Origin of the sequence: Aeromonas sp. ANP5 (assembly GCF_963870295.1) — a bacterium.
In the GTDB taxonomy this organism is placed as follows: Bacteria; Pseudomonadota; Gammaproteobacteria; order Enterobacterales; family Aeromonadaceae; genus Aeromonas; species Aeromonas veronii.
Window position 1 is genome coordinate 92,771 of the sequence record NZ_CAWMRY010000010.1, and the last position, 18,222, is coordinate 110,992.

The 18,222-nt window shown below is 58.3% G+C and carries 15 protein-coding genes and 1 tRNA gene; 11 read left to right on the top strand and 5 right to left on the bottom strand.

The window, feature by feature from the left end:
- Nucleotides 1–33: 33 nt before the first annotated feature.
- Nucleotides 34–735 (top strand): DnaA inactivator Hda, encoded by a 702-nt coding sequence (gene hda, locus AACT07_RS08215; RefSeq protein WP_013723920.1) that lies wholly within the window; start codon nucleotides 34–36, stop codon nucleotides 733–735.
- 106 nt (nucleotides 736–841) lie between these two features.
- On the opposite strand, the gene aceA is transcribed toward hda, so the two are convergent.
- The 4 genes from aceA to AACT07_RS08235 all read right to left on the bottom strand — a co-directional run bounded on the left by aceA (nucleotide 842) and on the right by AACT07_RS08235 (nucleotide 4,965).
- Nucleotides 842–2,155 (bottom strand): isocitrate lyase, encoded by a 1,314-nt coding sequence (gene aceA / locus AACT07_RS08220; protein ID WP_005344572.1) that lies wholly within the window; start codon nucleotides 2,153–2,155, stop codon nucleotides 842–844.
- A 73-nt stretch (nucleotides 2,156–2,228) separates the two neighbouring features.
- Nucleotides 2,229–3,836, bottom strand: a complete 1,608-nt coding sequence (gene aceB / locus AACT07_RS08225) for a malate synthase A (protein WP_069527161.1) — start codon at nucleotides 3,834–3,836, stop codon at nucleotides 2,229–2,231.
- Nucleotides 3,837–4,524: 688 nt separating this feature from the next.
- Nucleotides 4,525–4,665, bottom strand: a complete 141-nt coding sequence (locus tag AACT07_RS08230) for a hypothetical protein (RefSeq protein ID WP_171902761.1) — start codon at nucleotides 4,663–4,665, stop codon at nucleotides 4,525–4,527.
- A gap of 223 nt (nucleotides 4,666–4,888) precedes the next feature.
- A tRNA-Pro gene (locus AACT07_RS08235) sits at nucleotides 4,889–4,965 on the bottom strand.
- A gap of 256 nt (nucleotides 4,966–5,221) precedes the next feature.
- Here AACT07_RS08235 and tadA point away from each other — a divergent pair.
- From tadA to AACT07_RS08280, 9 genes are all read left to right on the top strand, one after another.
- Complete coding sequence (gene tadA / locus AACT07_RS08240; protein WP_083249934.1) at nucleotides 5,222–5,761, top strand: tRNA adenosine(34) deaminase TadA; 540 nt, start codon at nucleotides 5,222–5,224, stop codon at nucleotides 5,759–5,761.
- A 204-nt stretch (nucleotides 5,762–5,965) separates the two neighbouring features.
- Nucleotides 5,966–8,203 (top strand): ABC transporter permease subunit, encoded by a 2,238-nt coding sequence (locus AACT07_RS08245; protein WP_069527165.1) that lies wholly within the window; start codon nucleotides 5,966–5,968, stop codon nucleotides 8,201–8,203.
- A gap of 17 nt (nucleotides 8,204–8,220) precedes the next feature.
- Entirely contained in the window at nucleotides 8,221–9,870 is a 1,650-nt protein-coding gene (pstA, locus tag AACT07_RS08250) for a phosphate ABC transporter permease PstA (RefSeq protein ID WP_069527166.1), read from the top strand.
- A gap of 133 nt (nucleotides 9,871–10,003) precedes the next feature.
- Nucleotides 10,004–10,822 (top strand): phosphate ABC transporter ATP-binding protein PstB, encoded by an 819-nt coding sequence (pstB, locus tag AACT07_RS08255; RefSeq protein ID WP_005334102.1) that lies wholly within the window; start codon nucleotides 10,004–10,006, stop codon nucleotides 10,820–10,822.
- Between the two features lie 85 nt (nucleotides 10,823–10,907).
- Nucleotides 10,908–11,618 carry a phosphate signaling complex protein PhoU gene (gene phoU, locus AACT07_RS08260; protein WP_005334097.1) on the top strand — a complete coding sequence of 237 codons (711 nt, stop codon included), beginning with the start codon at nucleotides 10,908–10,910 and terminating at the stop codon, nucleotides 11,616–11,618.
- 190 nt (nucleotides 11,619–11,808) lie between these two features.
- A complete protein-coding gene (locus AACT07_RS08265) occupies nucleotides 11,809–13,128 on the top strand; it encodes a hemolysin family protein (RefSeq protein ID WP_005334094.1) in 1,320 nt (439 codons plus the stop codon).
- A gap of 19 nt (nucleotides 13,129–13,147) precedes the next feature.
- Complete coding sequence (locus AACT07_RS08270; RefSeq protein WP_041202118.1) at nucleotides 13,148–13,690, top strand: hypothetical protein; 543 nt, start codon at nucleotides 13,148–13,150, stop codon at nucleotides 13,688–13,690.
- Nucleotides 13,691–13,983: 293 nt separating this feature from the next.
- Entirely contained in the window at nucleotides 13,984–14,886 is a 903-nt protein-coding gene (locus AACT07_RS08275; protein ID WP_069527168.1) for a homocysteine S-methyltransferase family protein, read from the top strand.
- A gap of 9 nt (nucleotides 14,887–14,895) precedes the next feature.
- Nucleotides 14,896–16,311, top strand: coding sequence for a basic amino acid/polyamine antiporter (locus tag AACT07_RS08280; RefSeq protein WP_069527170.1), 1,416 nt, complete (start codon nucleotides 14,896–14,898; stop codon nucleotides 16,309–16,311).
- Nucleotides 16,312–16,407: 96 nt separating this feature from the next.
- Here AACT07_RS08280 and AACT07_RS08285 read toward each other — a convergent pair whose 3' ends face one another.
- Nucleotides 16,408–17,247, bottom strand: coding sequence for a sterol desaturase family protein (locus AACT07_RS08285; RefSeq protein ID WP_069527172.1), 840 nt, complete (start codon nucleotides 17,245–17,247; stop codon nucleotides 16,408–16,410).
- 168 nt (nucleotides 17,248–17,415) lie between these two features.
- Here AACT07_RS08285 and AACT07_RS08290 point away from each other — a divergent pair, with 168 nt between their 5' ends.
- Nucleotides 17,416–18,207 carry a substrate-binding periplasmic protein gene (locus AACT07_RS08290; protein WP_069527174.1) on the top strand — a complete coding sequence of 264 codons (792 nt, stop codon included), beginning with the start codon at nucleotides 17,416–17,418 and terminating at the stop codon, nucleotides 18,205–18,207.
- Nucleotides 18,208–18,222: the final 15 nt, after the last annotated feature.

Sequence of the window (18,222 nt, forward strand, 5' to 3'; positions counted from 1 at the left end):
TTAGCCACAAATGTCACAGTCAAAGCCCAACGAGTGAAGCAACCGGCCCAACTGTCTTTAGCCGTACAACTACCGGATGATGAAACCTTCGTCAGTTTTTATCCCGGCAACAATGCTCATCTGATCACCGCCCTCAAGAATGCGGCCATCGGTCAGGGATCGCCTTTCCTCTATTTCTGGGGAGCCAAGGGCTCCGGGCGCTCCCACCTGCTCCACGCCACCTGTGCCGAGGTCAACGCCCGCGATGCGGCGGCGGCCTATCTTTCCCTCGATCAGTTTGAACAGCTCGATCCCAGCATGCTCGATGCCCTCGAAAGCCTGCCGCTGGTCTGTCTAGACAGCCTTGAGGCGATCGCCGGCAATGCCGTGTGGGAGCGGGCGCTGTTCGATTTCTACAACCGCTGGCAGGAGAAGGGGGAGGGGACGCTGGTGGTCACCGGCTGCAGCGCGCCGCGCAAACTGGGGCTGCAACTGCCGGATCTCGCCTCGCGCCTCGATTGGGGTGTCAGTTTCCACCTTGAAGAGCTGGATGATGAAGGCAAGCTCAGTGCCCTGCAGCTGCGTGCCGAGCTGCGGGGCTTCAAATTGCCCATCGATGTGGGCCGCTTCCTGCTCAACCGACTCTCCCGCGATATGCGAACCCTGCTCACCACTCTCAATCAGCTCGACAACGCCTCATTTCGCGCCAAGCGCAAGCTGACCATCCCCTTTGTCAAAGAGATCCTCGAGCTCTGATCCTCTCTGCGGTGTGCGGTTGTGGCCTGACTTTCGTTTGAATGGCAGATAAAAAGAAACCCCGGCATCAGGCCGGGGTTTTGCTATCTCAAGGGGGCTCTGTCTATCAGTGGAACTGATCTTCTTCGGTAGAGCCGGTCAGTGCGGTGACCGAGGATTGGCCACCCTGAATCACGGTGGTCACCTTGTCGAAGTAACCGGTACCAACCTCCTGCTGGTGTGCCACGAAGGTGTAGCCACGGCTGGCGGCGGCAAATTCCGGCTCCTGCACCATCTCGACGTAGTGCTTCATCCCTTCGCCACGGGCGTACTGGTAGGCCAGTTCGTACATGTGGAACCACATGTTGTGGATACCCGCAAGGGTGATGAACTGATACTTGTAGCCCATGTCGGAGAGCTCTTGCTGGAAGCGGGCGATGGTGGCATCGTCCAGATTTTTCTTCCAGTTGAAGCTCGGTGAGCAGTTGTAGGCCAGGATGCGATCCGGGAACTTGGCCTTGATCGCTTCGGCAAATTTACGCGCTTCGTCCAGATCCGGTTTGGCGGTTTCACACCACACCATGTCGGCGTAGGGGGCGTAAGCCAGACCGCGAGCGATGGCCTGATCGATACCGGCACGCACCTTGTAGAACCCTTCAGCTGTGCGCTCGCCAGTCAGGAAGTCTGCATCGTACGGGTCAGCGTCGGTGGTCAACAGGTCAGCGGCGTTGGCGTCGGTACGGGCGATCACCAGGGTGGTGGTGCCGCACACATCGGCTGCCAGACGGGCGGCAACCAGCTTCTGCACCGCTTCCTGAGTCGGCACCAGTACCTTGCCGCCCATGTGGCCGCACTTCTTGACTGATGCCAGCTGATCTTCAAAGTGCACGCCGGCGGCACCCGCTTCAATCATCCCCTTCATCAGTTCGAAGGCGTTCAATACGCCGCCAAAACCGGCTTCCGCATCCGCCACGATAGGCAGGAAGTAGTCGATAAAGCCCTCATCCTGCGGTCCAACCTTGTTGGCCCACTGGATCTGGTCGGCACGGGCGAAGGAGTTGTTGATGCGCTCCACCACGGACGGTACGGAGTTGGCCGGGTAGAGGGACTGATCCGGATACATGGTGGAGGACAAGTTGTTGTCTGCAGCCACTTGCCAGCCGGAGAGGTAGATCGCCTCGATCCCCGCCTTGGCCTGCTGCACCGCCTGACCGCCGGTCAGGGCGCCGAGGCAGTTGACATAGCCTTTCTTGGCGTCGCCGTGGATCAGACCCCACAGCTTGTCGGCACCACGCTGGGCCAGGGTGTGCACCGGCTGCAAGCTGCCGCGCAGGTTTACCACATCTTCGGCGCTGTAGCCGCGCTTGATCCCTTTCCAGCGGGGGTTTTCCGCCCAGTCTTTCTCGATAGCCTGGATCTGTTGCTCACGGGTCAGTGCCATATCAGTTCCCTCTTTCATTGATTTCACGTTTCCATTGACTTGTTATTGGCGAGCCCCGCTGGGGGCCCGTGATTCAGAGCCGCTCGTAACCGGGCAGCGTCAGAAAATCGATCAGGGTGTCGGCGCAGGTGATCTCTTCCATCAGCTCGCTCGCCTCGGCAAAGCGTCCTGCCTGCCAGCGCGTGGTGCCCACCTCGGCTTTGACCACTTCCAGTTCCTCGGCCAGCATCTGGCGGAACAGCGCCTTGGTCACCACCTTGCCATTCGACAGGCTCTTGCCGTGGCGGATCCACTGCCAGATGGAGGTACGGGAGATCTCGGCGGTGGCGGCATCTTCCATCAGACCGTAGATGGGCACGCAGCCGTTGCCGTTGATCCAGGCCTCCAGATATTGCAGGGCAACCCGGATATTGGTGCGCATCCCTGCCTCGGTGCGCTCGCCCTCACAGGGTGCCAGCAGGTCGGTGGCGGTGATGGGGGCATCCTGCTCGCGCAGCACGCCAATCTGGTTCTTGGCGCCAGCCGCAATGGTGGCGTTGAATACCGCCATGGCGGTATCAGCGAGGCCAGGGTGGGCGACCCAAGTACCGTCGTGGCCGTTGTTGGCTTCGCGCTCCTTGTCGGCCTTGACCTTGGCGAAGACCTGCTCGTTGACGGCAGCGTCCTTGGCCGGAATAAAGGCGGCCATACCGCCCATCGCCAGCGCACCGCGCTTGTGACAGGTCTTGATCAGCAGCCGCGAGTAGGCGGAGAGGAACGGCTTGTCCATGGTCACCACCTGACGATCAGGCAGGACGCGATCCGGATGGTTCTTCAAGGTTTTGATATAGCTGAAGATGTAGTCCCAGCGGCCGCAGTTCAGCGCAACGATGTGATCCTTCATCTGATAGAGCAGCTCATCCATCTCGAATACGGCCGGCAGGGTTTCAATCAGCACGGTGGCCTTGATGGTGCCGCGGGGCAGGCCGAACTTGTCCTCGGTCCAGGCGAATACCTCGCTCCACCAGCGCCCTTCCAGATGGCTCTGCAACTTGGGCACGTAGAAGTAGGGGCCCGAGCCTTTGGCCAGCAGCGCCTGATAGTTGTGCAGGAAGTAGAGAGCAAAATCGAACAGGCCGCCGGGGATGGGCTCGCCATCGAAGGTGACATGTTTTTCCGGCAGGTGCAGACCGCGTACCCGGCAGATGAGTACCGCCGGATTGGGGGTCAGGGTATAAGCCTTTCCTTCCGGACTGGTGTAAGAAATGGTCTCGTTGACTGCATCGCGCAGGTTGATTTGACCCTCGATCACCTTGTTCCAGGCGGGGGCCAGTGAGTCCTCGAAGTCTGCCATGAACACCTTGACGTTGGCGTTGAGGGCGTTGATCACCATCTTGCGCTCGACCGGGCCTGTGATCTCCACACGGCGGTCTTGCAGGTCGGCGGGAATGCCGCGAATGGTCCAGTCACCTTCACGGATGTGGGCGGTTTCCGGCAGGAAGTCCGGCAGCTCGCCGCCATCGATACGGGCCTGGCGTGCCACACGTTGTTTCAGCAATTCCCCTCTTTGGGGAGCAAAACGTTCCACCAGTTCGGAGACCAGAGCCACCGCGTCCGGCGTCAGAATTTGCGCGTATTCGGGCTGCATCTCGCCCTGGATGCGAAGGCGGGCGCTGCAGTGGGTCTGAGCCGGTGCCGACATAAGGTTCACTCCTTTGAGAATTACATTTTGAACTTACTAACTACGACTAAAGTCGAATCCCTGTTCCTGAAACGTTCCCGCAACAACGGGATAACACGATTGATAAGGTGCGAAATATTGTTGATTACGTCAACAGTTTTTTTTAAACACCTGTTTTTTGGATATGGTTAAGTTGATGTTTTTTATTGCTTTATTGGGTTGGTATAAAAACTCTACGCAGATGGTTATGCTCCTGCTTTTTCCCATCTGACAACGGCTAATTTGGGCCGTTACCCTGCGCCTCGTTTTGTAACTTATTACGTAATAAAATTACAAATGCAAAAACAAATCCCGACCTAACTCCAGGCTTTGCCAAAACAGCCGTATAAAGCGCGTTTGAATGTGGCAATGAATGTTTTGCTAATGCTAGACCTGATTGGTGAACGTGCGTTTTAAACTTGGTGTGGTGATGCAGGCTCTGTTGGCACCAGCTGTTGCAGCGATGGAAAGTGAAGTGCAATAACGTAGGTTTGTATCAGTTGTCGGGGGGAATGCCGGGGAGGAAAGGGGGAGATACATCAGTCAATAATACTGCCATCCTTGATAGAATTAGCAGTTTGTCGTTTTTTGCAGATTTCTCGCCAAGGACCTGAAACGGAGATCGTTGAACAGGCTATGTGCCGGTGATTGAGCAGCCATCTGGCCGTGCTCAATAGTCATCATCCGGTTCGGCCAGATCGATCACATCCAGCTGGATGACCTGTTCATTTTCGCTTTCGGTTTGGCAAGGGGTGTCGTGAGGAACGGAATAAAGCGTAATGGCGGGTGCGAAATCGGTGTTCTGGTTCATGCCTGGTCCTGTGTTGCACGCAAGCCGGACAGTGATCCCTTCACTCGTGTTTCCACCTCCCTGTGTTGTCTACCGGCGGAAAGTTGCGCATCTTAATGAGTTCGGCAAAAAGATTCAAGTGGTTCTGAGTGTTTTTTGTTCTTGGTAGGCTGGCGTTGTCAGGAGGATAAATCGGAGGCAAAAAAATAGCCCAGTCGTTTGACTGGGCTATTCTCGGGGAAAATGGTCGGTGTGAGAGGATTCGAACCTCCGACCCTCTACACCCCATGCAGATGCGCTACCTGGCTGCGCTACACACCGACGGAGTCAGACTCGGCTGACGGGGAGGAAGTCTAATAGCATGGCCAAACGGGTGCAACTCCTTTTTTATCATAGAGATGCCGATTGCTTCTTTATTGCTCAGTCGGGATGTGGCTTGGGTCTGACGTGCAGATTTGGCATAATCTGTCGCCCTGTCACCGCGAGGTATCATGCCTGCTATCTATGGATTCATCTGACAGATGTGGATAGCTGGAATGCAAACAGCACAATTGAACAATATAAAGAGGGGATGGGCGTGAAACCATCAGAGATCCCAGAGACACCGTGTCAAACCGAGCAGGACGAACAGTGGATGCGCCATGCCATGGCATTGGCCGCCCGGGCCGAAGGGATTGGCGAGATCCCGGTCGGTGCCGTACTGGTGCTGGATGGTCAGGTGGTGGGCGAGGGGTGGAACCGCTCCATCAGCGAACACGATGCCTGTGCCCATGCCGAGGTGATGGCGATCCGGGCGGCGGGCAAGCAGCTGGCGAACTACCGCCTGCTCGACACCACTCTTTATGTGACGCTGGAGCCCTGCTGTATGTGTGCCGGTGCGCTGATCCATAGCCGGGTCAAGCGGGTGGTTTACGGCGCCCGAGACCTCAAGACCGGTGCCGCGGGGTCGGTGTTCGAGATCTTGCAGGACCCGCGCCACAATCACAGCGTCGAGCTGACCGGCGGTGTGCTGGCCGATGCCTGCTCGGCCCAGTTGTCGACCTTCTTCAAGCGCCGTCGCGCCGAGAAAAAGGCGGCCAAACTGGCGCTGCAACAATCAAACGATACCCTTTCCTGAATCATCCGGGGGCAGCGCAGGCTGTCCTTGCTGATTATCAGCATAAATATCCCTTTATAAACAATATATTACGCTCGCCCATCTTCGAAGGGAACCCCGCCCATTTTTCCGCTAACAACCTCTGTTAAAGCGTCCTCGATGTAACAAAACTGTCATGCAACCGCCATATAATGCCGCGAAGCCTAGCTTACATTGAGGTCTTGCATGTCATCGGAATCGTTAAACCTGGTCATGGCGGGCAGTAGAAAACGCCGGATCAAGGATAAATTGGCCAAATATGGCGTCACCACAGGCGGAGCCCTGGTACTGGTGGCGCTGCTGCTTATCTTCTTTTATCTGCTCTATGTGGTGAAACCCATCTTCAATGGCGCCTCCATGGAGCCGGCCACCTCGTTTACCCTGCCCGTCGCAGGGAAGACAGCCTGGCTCGGCATGGAAGAGCAGAACGAGATCGGCTATCGCTTCAGCGATAAAGGTCAGGTCAACTTCTTCGCGCTACAAGGAGATGACAAGATCAAGGTTGGCCAGTCACTGGGCCAAGCCCAGGTTGCTGGCGACATCAGCACGGCCACAACGCCGGCGCCGGGCCAAAAGCTGATTGCCTACGGCTTTGCCGATGGCAAGGCACTGGTTGTCCAGCCAGCGTTCAAGGTCTCCTATCCCAACGATGTACGGGTGATTGAACCCAGCTTGAAATATCCCTTCGGCGAAGAGCCTGTGGTGATCGACCCGCAAGGGAAGGCGCTGCAACGGATGGTGTTCGAAGCCACCAAGGACAAGATGGCGACCGCTGCCGTAACCGAAGATGGTCGTGGCGTGATGACGGTGATGAGCGGTGAGGAGAACTTCATCTCCGGGGAGATTGAGTGGAGCAGTGAAAACTACACGATTCCCTCCCTGCCGCGTCATGTGGATCAGATGTTGCTGACCCCCAATCTGCGGATCCTCTTTGTACGTCAGGGAAATCGTCTCTCCGTCTATGACATTCATAACCTGAGCGAGATCTCCTTGCGCAACGTGCTGGAGATCAATGCCACCAACGCCAATGTGACTCGGGTCGAGCTGCTGGCAGGCGCTTCTTCGCTGCTGGTAGGTAATGACAACGGCGTCATCTCCCAGTGGTTTGAAGTGGCAAAGGATGGCAAACGTCAGTTCACACAGATCCGTGATTTCAAGGGTGATGGCGCAGTGGATCTGTTGACTCCCGAACACTTTCGCAAAGGCTTCATCAGTGCCGACAAGGACGGCATCATCAGCTTCTTCCACGCCACCGGCGAGACCAAGCTGCTGACCGAAACAGTAGAAGGGGGGGAGCTTTCTGCCCTGGCCATCTCTCCACGCCACAATGCACTGTTGATGCAACAAGGCGACACCTTCAAGTTGTTTACGGTTGAGAATGATCACCCCGAAGTGACCTGGTCTGCCCTCTGGCAAAAGGTATGGTACGAAGGGTATCCGGAGCCCCAGTATGTGTGGCAATCCACCTCCGCTAGCAACGACTTTGAAGCCAAGCTGAGTCTGGTCCCCCTTTCGTTTGGTACTCTCAAAGCCGCTTTTTATGCGCTGTTGTTTGCTGTACCACTCGGGATTGCCGGTGCCATCTATACCGCCTACTTCATGTCTCCGGGGATGCGCAAGTTTGTTAAACCGACCATCGAGATCATGGAGGCATTGCCAACCGTCATCCTCGGTTTCCTGGCTGGTTTGTGGCTTGCTCCCATCGTGGAAGATTACCTGCCGGGCATTTTTATGATGTTGGTGATGTTGCCGATGGGGATGCTGCTTGCAGCTCTGCTATGGCATCTGTTGCCTGACACTCTCAAGCAAAGTGTGCCTGAGGGCAGTCAAGCCGTCTTGCTGATCCCTGTCGTTATTCTGATTGGCTGGATGGCTCTTACTCTCAGTCCTGTCGTCGAAAATGCGTTTTTCGGTGGTGATACCCGTAGCTGGCTCACCAATGTAATGGGGATCAAATTTGACCAGCGCAACTCGCTGGTGGTCGGTATCGCCATGGGCTTTGCTGTCATCCCCACCATCTTCTCCATCGCTGAAGATGCGGTCTTCTCGGTGCCCAAGCATCTGACTCAGGGCTCGCTGGCGCTGGGGGCCACCCCGTGGCAGACCCTGAGCCGGGTGGTGATCCTCACCGCCAGCCCGGGCATCTTCTCTGCGGTGATGATGGGCCTTGGCCGCGCCGTGGGCGAGACCATGATCGTGCTGATGGCTACCGGCAACACCCCCATCATGGACTTCTCCATGTTCCAGGGGCTGCGTACCCTCGCCGCCAACATTGCGGTGGAGATGCCGGAGTCGGAAGTGGGCAGTTCCCACTATCGAGTACTGTTCCTCGCGGCCTTCGTACTGTTTGTGTTCACCTTTTTCTTCAACACCCTGGCCGAGTTTGTCCGCCAGCGGTTGCGTGAAAAATACAGCTCCATGTAACGGGCAAGGAATCGACAATGGGTAAGTGGTTTAAATCAGGGGCCCCCTGGATCTGGATGACCGGCGGAGCCGTCAGCCTGAGCCTGGTGGCGGTACTGGGTCTGTTGTTGCTGATCGGCTGGCGTGGTCTGGTCTACTTCTGGCCCCACCCTATCTATGAGTGGCAGTTGGAAGACGCCAGCGGTAACAAGAGTGTGTTGGTTGGTGAAATCAATGACAGTGAGCTGGTGCCGGTTGAACGTCTGCGCGCCGCAGGATTGCCATTGGCAGGTGAAGAACGTGAGGTGTTGACCCGTTATCTGGTCAAGACCGGCAACCGCGAGTTCGTTGACCTCGATTTTCGCTGGGTGCTGGAGACTGATATCAAGTCTCAGGCCCTTCCTGTCGAGATGGCAATGATCGAGCGTACTACCAACGGCAACTTCTATGGCTATGTGGTAGAGGCCAAGGAAGATGGCGTCGTGCATGAGCAAGATTTGCACACAGTGCTCAAGCGGATGCTGGCTCGAAGCAACGGTTTGTCTGAACAAGCCAACGAGTTGCAAAAAGGCCCCATTGGCGCCATCAACTACCAATTAGAGAAGTTGCGCCTCAAGGAACGTAAAGCAGAACTCGAAAATGAGCTGAACGATCAGCTCAAAGCGGAGCTGGCCAGTGAGCGTCAGGCACTCAACGATCGTTATCAGGTGCTGGAAAAAGAGCTCTTCTCTCTGCGTAGCCAAGCCGATCGCGACGCCATCACCGTCAAGGATATGCGTGGCGAGCTGGTGACCATGCCGATGTCCAAGGTACTGGACGTGGTATGGCCCAACGACATGAGCCTGTTGGCCAAGGTGGGTCACTGGTTCCACCAGATTGGCAAGTTTGTTTCCGGTGAGCCTCGCGAAGCCAACACCGAGGGCGGGGTGTTCCCGGCCATCTTCGGTACCGTCTTCATGGTTATCCTGATGGCGATCATTGTGACCCCGCTGGGGGTGGTTGCAGCGGTTTATCTGCACGAGTATGCGGGCAAGAACAGCCTGACCAAGCTTATCCGCATTGCGGTGATCAACCTGGCGGGCGTGCCCTCCATCGTTTACGGCGTGTTTGGCCTGGGCTTCTTCGTCTACACGCTCGGTGGTTCGCTGGATCAGCTGTTCTACCCGGAAGCGCTGCCGAGCCCGACCTTTGGCTCACCCGGCGTGATCTGGTCGGCGCTGACCCTGGCCATCCTGACCCTGCCGGTGGTGATTGTCTCCACCGAAGAGGGGCTGGCGCGGATCCCGAGCACCATCCGTCAGGGCTCGTTGGCACTGGGCGCGACCCAGGCCGAGACCCTGTGGCGCATCGTGCTGCCGATGGCGAGCCCGGCCATCATGACCGGCCTTATTCTGGCGATTGCCCGTGCAGCCGGTGAAGTGGCGCCGCTGATGCTGGTGGGGGTGGTAAAACTGGCACCGACCCTGCCGATGGATGGCAACTTCCCGTATCTGCATGTGGAGCGCAAGTTCATGCACCTGGGCTTCCACATCTATGACGTCGGTTTCCAGAGCCCCAACGTCGAGGCGGCCCGCCCGCTGGTCTACGCCACCTCCTTCCTGCTGGTGACGGTGATCGTGGGTCTGAACCTGACCGCTATCGGTATTCGTAACCACTTGCGCGAGAAATTCCGGTCGCTGGAGCATTAATCCGGCGCCGCTTGAGTGATACAAGAGTGAGATAACAGAGGGGCGGCCGAGCGCGAGCCGCCATCTCTCTGCACCAATACGTGAGGGGCGCCGGCAGCTGTCCGGCCACTCCAGATAGATTTTGAGGTAACAGATGATCAACGTAACGACCACGTCTACCCAGCACACCGCGCTGGACCTGCTCAACCTGACCCCGGAGCAGACCGCGCTGGAGGTGAAGGATCTCAACCTGTACTACGGCAGCAAGCAGGCGCTGTTCAACGTCAACATGAAGATCCCCAAAGGGCAGGTGACCGCCTTTATCGGCCCGTCAGGCTGTGGTAAATCGACCCTGCTGCGCTGCATCAACCGGATGAACGATCTGGTGGAGATCTGCCGCATCGAGGGGGAAATCCAACTGCACGGCCATAACATCTATGACAAGAGCGTCGATGTTTCCGCCCTGCGCCGTCAGGTGGGCATGGTGTTCCAGCGCCCGAACCCGTTTCCCAAGTCCATCTACGAGAACGTGGTCTATGGTCTGCGCCTGCAGGGGATCAACGATCGTCGCACTCTGGATGAAGCGGCCGAGCGCTCCCTGCGCGGTGCGGCCCTGTGGGATGAGGTGAAGGATCGTCTGCATGACAACGCCTTCGGTCTCTCCGGTGGTCAGCAGCAGCGTCTGGTGATTGCCCGAGCCATCGCCATCGAGCCGGAAGTGTTGCTGCTCGATGAACCGACCTCGGCGCTCGACCCCATCTCCACCCTGACCATCGAGGAGCTGATCAACGAGCTCAAGAGCCAGTTCACCGTGGTGATCGTGACCCACAACATGCAACAGGCTGCGCGTGTATCGGATCAGACCGCCTTTATGTATATGGGCGAGCTTATCGAGTACTCGGATACCAACACCATTTTCACCACTCCGGCCAAGAAAAAGACCGAAGATTACATTACCGGTCGTTACGGCTAAGGAGAGGAGAGGATGAATCTCAGCAAACAGATTGGCAGTCGGTTCAACGGCTAAGGCATAATCGGAGCAATCAAGGATTATTTGTATGGACAATATGAACCTCAATAAACACATCTCCGGTCAGTTCAATGCCGAGCTAGAGAGCGTGCGCAACCAGGTGCTGGTGATGGGCGGTCTGGTAGAGCAGCAACTCACTGACGCCATCGCGGCGATCCACGATCAGGATCTCGATGCGGCGCGTAAAATCGTGGCCAACGACCACAAGGTCAACGCCATGGAAGTGGCGATCGATGAGGAGTGCACTCGCATCATCGCCAAGCGTCAGCCGACTGCCTCCGACCTGCGACTGGTGATGGCCATCATCAAGACCATCACCGATCTGGAGCGCATTGGCGACGTGGCCGACAAGATCGCCCGCATGCTGACCGACAACGCCAACAAGCCGCAGCCGCCGCTGGTGTCGCTGGAGAACATGGGCCGTCGCACCATCAAGATGCTGCACGATGTGCTCGACGCCTTCGCCCGCATGGATCTGGATGCGGCGCTGGCGGTCTACAAGGAAGATGACAAGGTAGACCGCGAGTACGAGTCCATCATCCGCGAGCTGATGACCTACATGATGGAAGATCCCCGCACCATCCCCCAGGTTCTCAACGTCCTGTGGGCGGCGCGAGCCATCGAGCGGGTCGGCGATCGCTGCCAGCACATCTGCGAGTACATCGTCTACTACGTGAAAGGCAAGGATGTGCGCCACACCAAGGCGGACGATCTGGGCACCCTGCTGGGCAAGGGCTAACCAGAAGTGAATAAAAAGGCGCGTGAAGCGCCTTTTTTGTTGCATAACTGGTCGGAGTAAGATAAAGCACCCAACTGGCTGTTTTCTGATAGAATACTCCCCCTGTGTGAGTCCCGGATGGGCTCACGGTCCGGTCTCCCGGGCCCAGTTTGCCGTCTTGTGCTAAGGCGGGTGTAGCAATAGGTTAATCATGAGTTTTGCCGATAGTTTGTTCTTTTTAATGCTGCTGGTTGGCGGCAGTGTGTTCTTCTCCCTCTCCGAGATCTCTCTCGCCGCGTCTCGCAAAATCAAATTGCAGGTGATGGCGGATGAAGGTAATCGCCAGGCCGAAAAGGTGCTGGCCCTGCAGGCCCAGCCGGGCAACTTTTTCACCGTGGTGCAGATTGGCCTCAATACAGTCGCCATTCTGGGCGGTATCCTGGGTGAGTCTGCCCTCAACCCCGCCATCAAGGGGATTGTCTCCCAGTTCTACCAGGGCCCCTGGCTTGGCGAGATCAGCTCCGGTGCCTCCTTCGTGTTTGTCACCGGCATGTTTATCCTCATCGCCGACCTGATGCCCAAGCGTCTGGCCATGACCATGCCCGAGCAGATTGCCGTGGTGGTGGTGCGCCCCATGCTCTTCTTCGTCACCGTTTTGATGCCGCTGGTGTGGGTCTTCAACGGATTGGCGAACTCCCTGTTCCGTCTGATGCGCGTCTCCACCGTGCGTAATGACGAGATCACCTCCGACGATATCTATGCGGTGATGGATGCCGGTGCCGAGGCGGGGGTTATCCAGCGCGAGGAGCATCAGCTCATCGAGAACGTGTTCGAGTTGCAGTCCCTTGGTGTCACCTCTGCCATGACGGCCCGCGAGAGCCTCATCTACTTCACCCTGCAAGAGAGTGAAGAGAGCATCAAGGCGAAGATCGCCGAACATCCCCACAACAAGTTTCTGGTCTGTGACCACAACCTCGACAGCATCAAGGGCTTTGTCGATGCCAAAGAGCTGCTGATCCGCGTTATCGGCGGCCAGAGCATCGACCTTATCGGTGGCAACCTGGTGCAGAACGTCATCATCATCCCCGATACCCTGAACCTCTATGAGGCGATGGAGTACTTCAAGAATCATCGTGGCGACTTTGCCGTGGTGATGAACGAGTACGCGCTGGTGGTGGGGATTGTCACCATGAACGACCTGATGAGTACCGTCATGGGCGAGTGGGCGACCCACGTGGTGGAAGAGCAGATCGTCCAGCGCGACGAGAACTCCTGGCTGGTGGACGGGGTCACCCCCATCTCCGACGTGATGCGCGCCTTCGATATAGAAGAGTTTCCCGAGAACCAGAACTACGAGACCATCGCCGGCTTTATCATGTATATGCTGCGCAAGATCCCCAAGCGCACTGACTCGGTCAAATACGCCGGTTACAAGTTCGAAGTGGTCGATATCGACAGTTACAAGATTGATCAGCTGCTGGTTACCCGGGTCGAACCGGCTGTGGCCGAGAAGCCAGCTCAGGAATCGTAAAAGGAGCGACATAAGAGTCATGAAGATGCAGTCTCATTCCCGTGCGCTGGCCTGTGTCGCGCTCGCCCTGGCACTGGGTGCCTGTAGTCAGAGTGCGCCGCGCAAAGCCACAGTGGCAGCCAAGCCGGTAACCCCCAAGCCTGCCGTGGTCGTGCCGCAGCCGGATCCCGATGCGGTGGTACAAAGTGGCATGGCCGAGCCGAGCCCGGTCTTTGACGAGCAGTACCACGGCCCGGATCAGGGATCGCTGGAGTCGGTGACCGCCCTGTTTGCCCGTGGGTATATCGAGTCCGCCATGCGCGAGACCATGCTGGCGGCGGTGCACAACGACTATCCGCTGCTCGGCATGCGGGATGTGCGGTTGACCGATCCGGTCTCCAAATTCCTCACCTCCGAGCATGCGGCCACCACGGCCCATGACTACCTCTATGCGGGTGTGCAGCGTCGCCTCGGTCGTCCGCTCAGCCCTGCCCAGTGGGAGCAGATCTGGCGCGGTTTGCCGCAGCAGGGTCGGGTCTCCGACTGGGTCAAGCAGATCAAGCGAGTGCTGGCCGGGCGTTAAGCTGTCAGCGGATCAAGATAGTTATGAGGCCACCTTCGGGTGGCCTCTTGCATTTCTGCGTTTGCCTCGCCGTTTGCACGCTGATTTCTGCTGATACTGATTGCCGCCCGTGGCACTTTGTTTTATCTTGTTTTGGCCATCTAAACATCCATATGTTTTTATGGCTGCACGATAAAAGGGCTTCCCAGGATGAAGCAGTACGATCTGCAGCGATTCGATGCGACACCGCAGATCAACAAAACAAACAGATAAATACGCAAATAAACAACGCACATAACTAAGAGACACGACAGATGGAAACCAGGGAATTGTGGGTGCTGGATGGGGGCATGGGGCGCGAGTTGGCTCGGCGGGGGGCACCGTTTCGTCAACCCGAGTGGTCGGCGCTGGCCTTGATGGAGGCGCCAGAGACGGTGCGTGACGTGCATCAGGCCTATGTGGCGAGCGGGGCCAGGGTCATTACTACCAACAGCTATGCGCTGGTGCCGTTTCATATCGGCGATGAGCGTTTCTTTGCCGACGGGGAGGGGCTGGCAGCGCTGGCTGGTCAGCTGGCCCGTGAGGTGGCTGACGCGCAGAAGGGCGCCGTGCAGGTGGCGGGTTCTCTGCCACCGTTGTTTGGTTCCTACCGTGCCGACCTGTTCAAGGCGGACAGGGTGAGCGAGCTGGCGACACCGCTTATCCGGGCGCTATCCCCTTATGTGGATATCTGGTTGGCCGAGACCATGAGCCTGATTGCCGAGCCACTGGCCCTGAAAGCGCTGTTGCCTGACGATGGCAAGCCGTTATGGGTCTCCTTCACGCTGGAAGATGAGGCGCCGGGCAACGAGCCGCGACTGCGCTCCGGCGAGCGGGTGGCCGATGCGGTAACCTCGCTGGTGGCGGCTGGAGTCGATGCCATCCTGTTCAACTGCTGTCAGCCCGAGGTGATCGAGGGGGCCCTCGAGGTTGCTCGCGCCCGATTGCAGGCGCTGGGTCGCAGCGACATTCGGCTCGGTGCCTATGCCAACGCCTTCCCGCCGCAACCCAAGGAGGCCACCGCCAACGACGGGCTGGACGAGATCCGTGCCGATCTGGGGCCGCTGGATTATCTCGGCTGGGCCGAGCGCTGGCGCGCGGCCGGCGCGAGCCTCATCGGCGGCTGCTGCGGCATCGGCCCCGAGCATATTCAGGCGCTGAGCCGCCGGTTGCGCTAAGGAGCTTCCATGAAAGAGAACAAGATTGGGCTCTGGTCTCTCACCGCGCTGGTGTTCAGCTCCATGGTGGGGGCGGGGATCTTCAGCCTGCCCCAGAATATGGCCGAGGTGGCTGGCGCCCGCGCCGTGCTGATCGGCTGGGGCGTGACGGGTGTGGGCATCCTGGCGCTCGCCATGAGTTTTCTCTATCTGTCGCGACTCAGGCCGGATCTCGATGGTGGTATCTACAGCTACGCCCGCGCCGGTTTTGGCGATCTGGTGGGCTTCTTCTCCGCCTGGGGTTATTGGCTCTGTGCCACCATCGGCGTGGTGGGCTATCTGGTGATCGCCTTTGCCGCGCTGGGCAGCTTTGTCGACACCCCCGAGCAGATCTGGTTTGGTGAGGGCAACACCCTGGCGGCGTTTGTCGGCGAGTCTTGCATCCTCTGGGCGGTGCACCTGCTGGTGGCCCGCGGCGTGCAGCAGGCGGCGCTATTCAATCTGGTGGCGACCCTGGCCAAGAGCCTGCCGCTGCTGCTGTTTATTCTGTTTGCCTGCTACTGGTTCGATCCGGTCACCTTCGCGGCGGATCAGCAGGGCAGTAGCCTGGCGGTGCCGGTTTCCGAGCAGGTGCGCAACACCATGCTGATCACCCTCTGGGTCTTCACCGGCATCGAGGGGGCTGCAGTGCTGTCGGCCCGCGCCCGAAACCGGCGGGATGTGGGCACGGCCACCGTGCTTGGGGTGCTATTGGCGCTGCTGCTCTATGTGCTTATCTCGGTGCTGGCGCTGGGGATATTGAGTCGGCCCGAGCTCGCAGCGCTGCCCAACCCCTCCATGGCAGGGCTGATGGCCCAGATGACCGGCTCCTGGGGCAAGCTGCTCATCAGCGTCGGCCTTATCGTCTCGGTGCTTGCCTCCTACGTGAGCTGGACCCTCTTCTCGGCCGAGGTACCGTTCAGCGCAGCCCGCCACGGTGCGTTTCCCGCCATCTTCCGGCGCCAGAACCGTAACGGGACGCCTATCGCATCGCTCTGGCTCACCAGCCTGACGGTGCAGACTTGCCTGCTGCTGGTGTGGCTGCTCGGCAAGGGCTACACCAGACTGCTGCTTATCTCTACCTCGATGATTTTGGTGCCCTACCTGCTGATCGGCCTGTTCTTGCTCAAGCTCTCGTTCAGCAAGAAGGGTGAGGGCGGGCAGGGCCGCGGTCTGATGCGGGCGGTAGCGCTGGTATCGAGTTGTTACGGTTTCTGGCTGCTCTATGCCGCCGGGGTGGAGTATCTGCTGCTCTCCTTGCTGCTCTACGGGCCGGGTCTGCTGCTGTTTCTCTACAGCCGTCGCCAGTTGGGCGCAGATCTTTGCCTGAGTGGTCGCGAGCGGCTGTTGGCCGGAGTGACCTTGCTGAGCCTGATCCCCGCCGTCTGGTCGTTTGCCCATCTCTGATATCGAAGATGTGATTGACCATAAAGAGAGCGCCGCCGTGGCGCTCTCTTGTTATCAGGGACTGGGTATCAGGGGCTTGCTATTCGATGCGAGGGCTCAGCGACTGGCTGGTCCGGCCGGTTTGCCAAACAGCACCGCGAGTTTTTGTCGCCAGGGTAGGCCACGGGCGTCGCGCAGCATGTCGCGCCACTCGTGGAAGGTGAGGGTGAGGGGGTTAAAGCTGTGGATCGGCTTGGTGATGCCAAAGCGACACGGCTCGGCCGGGTCTTCTTCCACAAAGGTGCCGAACAGCCGATCCCAGATGATCAGCACCCCGGCAAAGTTGCGGTCTATGTACTTGGCGTTGCTGGCATGGTGCACCCTGTGGTGGGAGGGGGTGTTGAAGATCCACTCAAGCCAGCCGAGCTTGTCCACCACCTGGGTGTGGACGAAAAACTGGAAGCCCAGGCTGAGCAGCACAGTGGCGACCACCGCTTCGGGCGGGAAGCCGATGACAATCATCGGGATCCAGAACAGCCACATGCCGGAGATCGGATACATCAGGCTCTGGCGAAAGGCGGTGGAGAGGTTGAGCCGCTCTGAGCTGTGGTGCACCACGTGGGAGGCCCACAGCCAGCGAACATGGTGGCTGGTGAAGTGGAACAGCCAGTAACAGAGATCCTGCAACAGGAACAGCAGTAGCACACTCCAGAGATTCAGCTCGATATCGAACAGTCGCCAGCCCCAGAGGGTGTCATACAGATAAGCAATGGCGATGGCCGCCAGGGCATCGCCCCCTTGGTGCATCAGGGCCAGCGTGGCGTTGGCGAACAGATCCCGCCACTGGTAGGTGGCAGTGGGAAAGGCCGCGCCATGTTTGCGCAGGTAGAGCATCTCCCAGCCGATAAAGGCCAGAAAAATCGGGGAGAGGTAGAGCAGAAGCAGTTGCACATCCATATGCGGCCATCCATTCAGAGCAATTGCTCTCCAGCATAAAGGATGGCTTTAATAATTCATTAACATTTTTCTGCCAACGAAGAGATGGCATGAATTATGGCGCGCCAGCAGAGGAAGGCGCGGCAGATGGCTATGCTTGATGCAGGCTTTTTCAGGAGGTGCTGGCTTATGCGCGTCTGGTATTGCTTGTTGCTGGGGTTGTGCATGATGGCGCACGCCAAGACCCGGGTCGAGATCCTGGCGGATGCCGCCTATCCCCCCTACTCCTGGCAGGAGGGGGAGGAGGTCAGGGGGATCTATGCCGACATCATCCGCGAGGTGACCTCTGCCATGCCTGACTATGAGGTGGTGCTCAAGCCTATGCCGTGGCGGCGCGGTCTGAGCATGGTGGAACAGGGGACCGCCTTCGCCATTTTTCCACCCTACTATATGCCCGATACCCGCCCTTATATGTGGCCCTACTCCCAGCCGATGCTGGATGAAGAGCTGGTGGTGATGTGCGGCGCCAGTGTGGCGGCCAATACCCCGCAGGCCAGGTTTCCGCTCGATTATCATGGTTTACGCTTTGGCATGAACGCCGGTTTTGCCGTCGGCGGCGATGCCTTTTGGCAGGCAGTAAAAGAGAAGCAGATCGACGTGGAGGAGGTGAAAAGCAATCGGGAGAACCTGCTCAAGATTGTCCGCGGTCGGGTCGATTGCACCATCAATGATCGCCTCTCCCTGCTCTATGAGTTGCTCAACATGATAAAGGCCGAGCAGCTGGCGGTGGCCGATATGTCCCTGCTCAAACAGGGGCCGGTGCTCAGCAAGGAGCAGGGGTTTCTCGGCTATAGCCGCAAGGGGGAGTACCCCTACAAACAGGCCTTTATCGACCAGTTTGACAAGGAGCTCTATCAGCTCAAAAAACGTGACGGGGTGAAAGTGATCGTGGAGCGCTATCTGGGAAAGTCCCCGCGCTGAGCCGATGAGATGGGC

Bases quoted from the DNA above. Each gene is read 5' to 3' on its own strand.
- pstA (WP_069527166.1), top strand. From the start codon at position 8,221: ATGGGTAAGTGGTTTAAATCAGGGGCCCCCTGGATCTGGATGACCGGC.
- AACT07_RS08290 (WP_069527174.1), top strand. From the start codon at position 17,416: ATGCGCGTCTGGTATTGCTTGTTGCTGGGGTTGTGCATGATGGCGCAC.
- AACT07_RS08280 (WP_069527170.1), top strand. From the start codon at position 14,896: ATGAAAGAGAACAAGATTGGGCTCTGGTCTCTCACCGCGCTGGTGTTC.
- aceB (WP_069527161.1), bottom strand. From the start codon at position 3,836: ATGTCGGCACCGGCTCAGACCCACTGCAGCGCCCGCCTTCGCATCCAG.
- AACT07_RS08245 (WP_069527165.1), top strand. From the start codon at position 5,966: ATGTCATCGGAATCGTTAAACCTGGTCATGGCGGGCAGTAGAAAACGC.
- phoU (WP_005334097.1), top strand. From the start codon at position 10,908: ATGGACAATATGAACCTCAATAAACACATCTCCGGTCAGTTCAATGCC.
- AACT07_RS08270 (WP_041202118.1), top strand. From the start codon at position 13,148: ATGAAGATGCAGTCTCATTCCCGTGCGCTGGCCTGTGTCGCGCTCGCC.
- aceA (WP_005344572.1), bottom strand. From the start codon at position 2,155: ATGGCACTGACCCGTGAGCAACAGATCCAGGCTATCGAGAAAGACTGG.
- AACT07_RS08265 (WP_005334094.1), top strand. From the start codon at position 11,809: ATGAGTTTTGCCGATAGTTTGTTCTTTTTAATGCTGCTGGTTGGCGGC.
- AACT07_RS08230 (WP_171902761.1), bottom strand. From the start codon at position 4,665: ATGAACCAGAACACCGATTTCGCACCCGCCATTACGCTTTATTCCGTT.
- AACT07_RS08275 (WP_069527168.1), top strand. From the start codon at position 13,984: ATGGAAACCAGGGAATTGTGGGTGCTGGATGGGGGCATGGGGCGCGAG.
- AACT07_RS08285 (WP_069527172.1), bottom strand. From the start codon at position 17,247: ATGGATGTGCAACTGCTTCTGCTCTACCTCTCCCCGATTTTTCTGGCC.
- pstB (WP_005334102.1), top strand. From the start codon at position 10,004: ATGATCAACGTAACGACCACGTCTACCCAGCACACCGCGCTGGACCTG.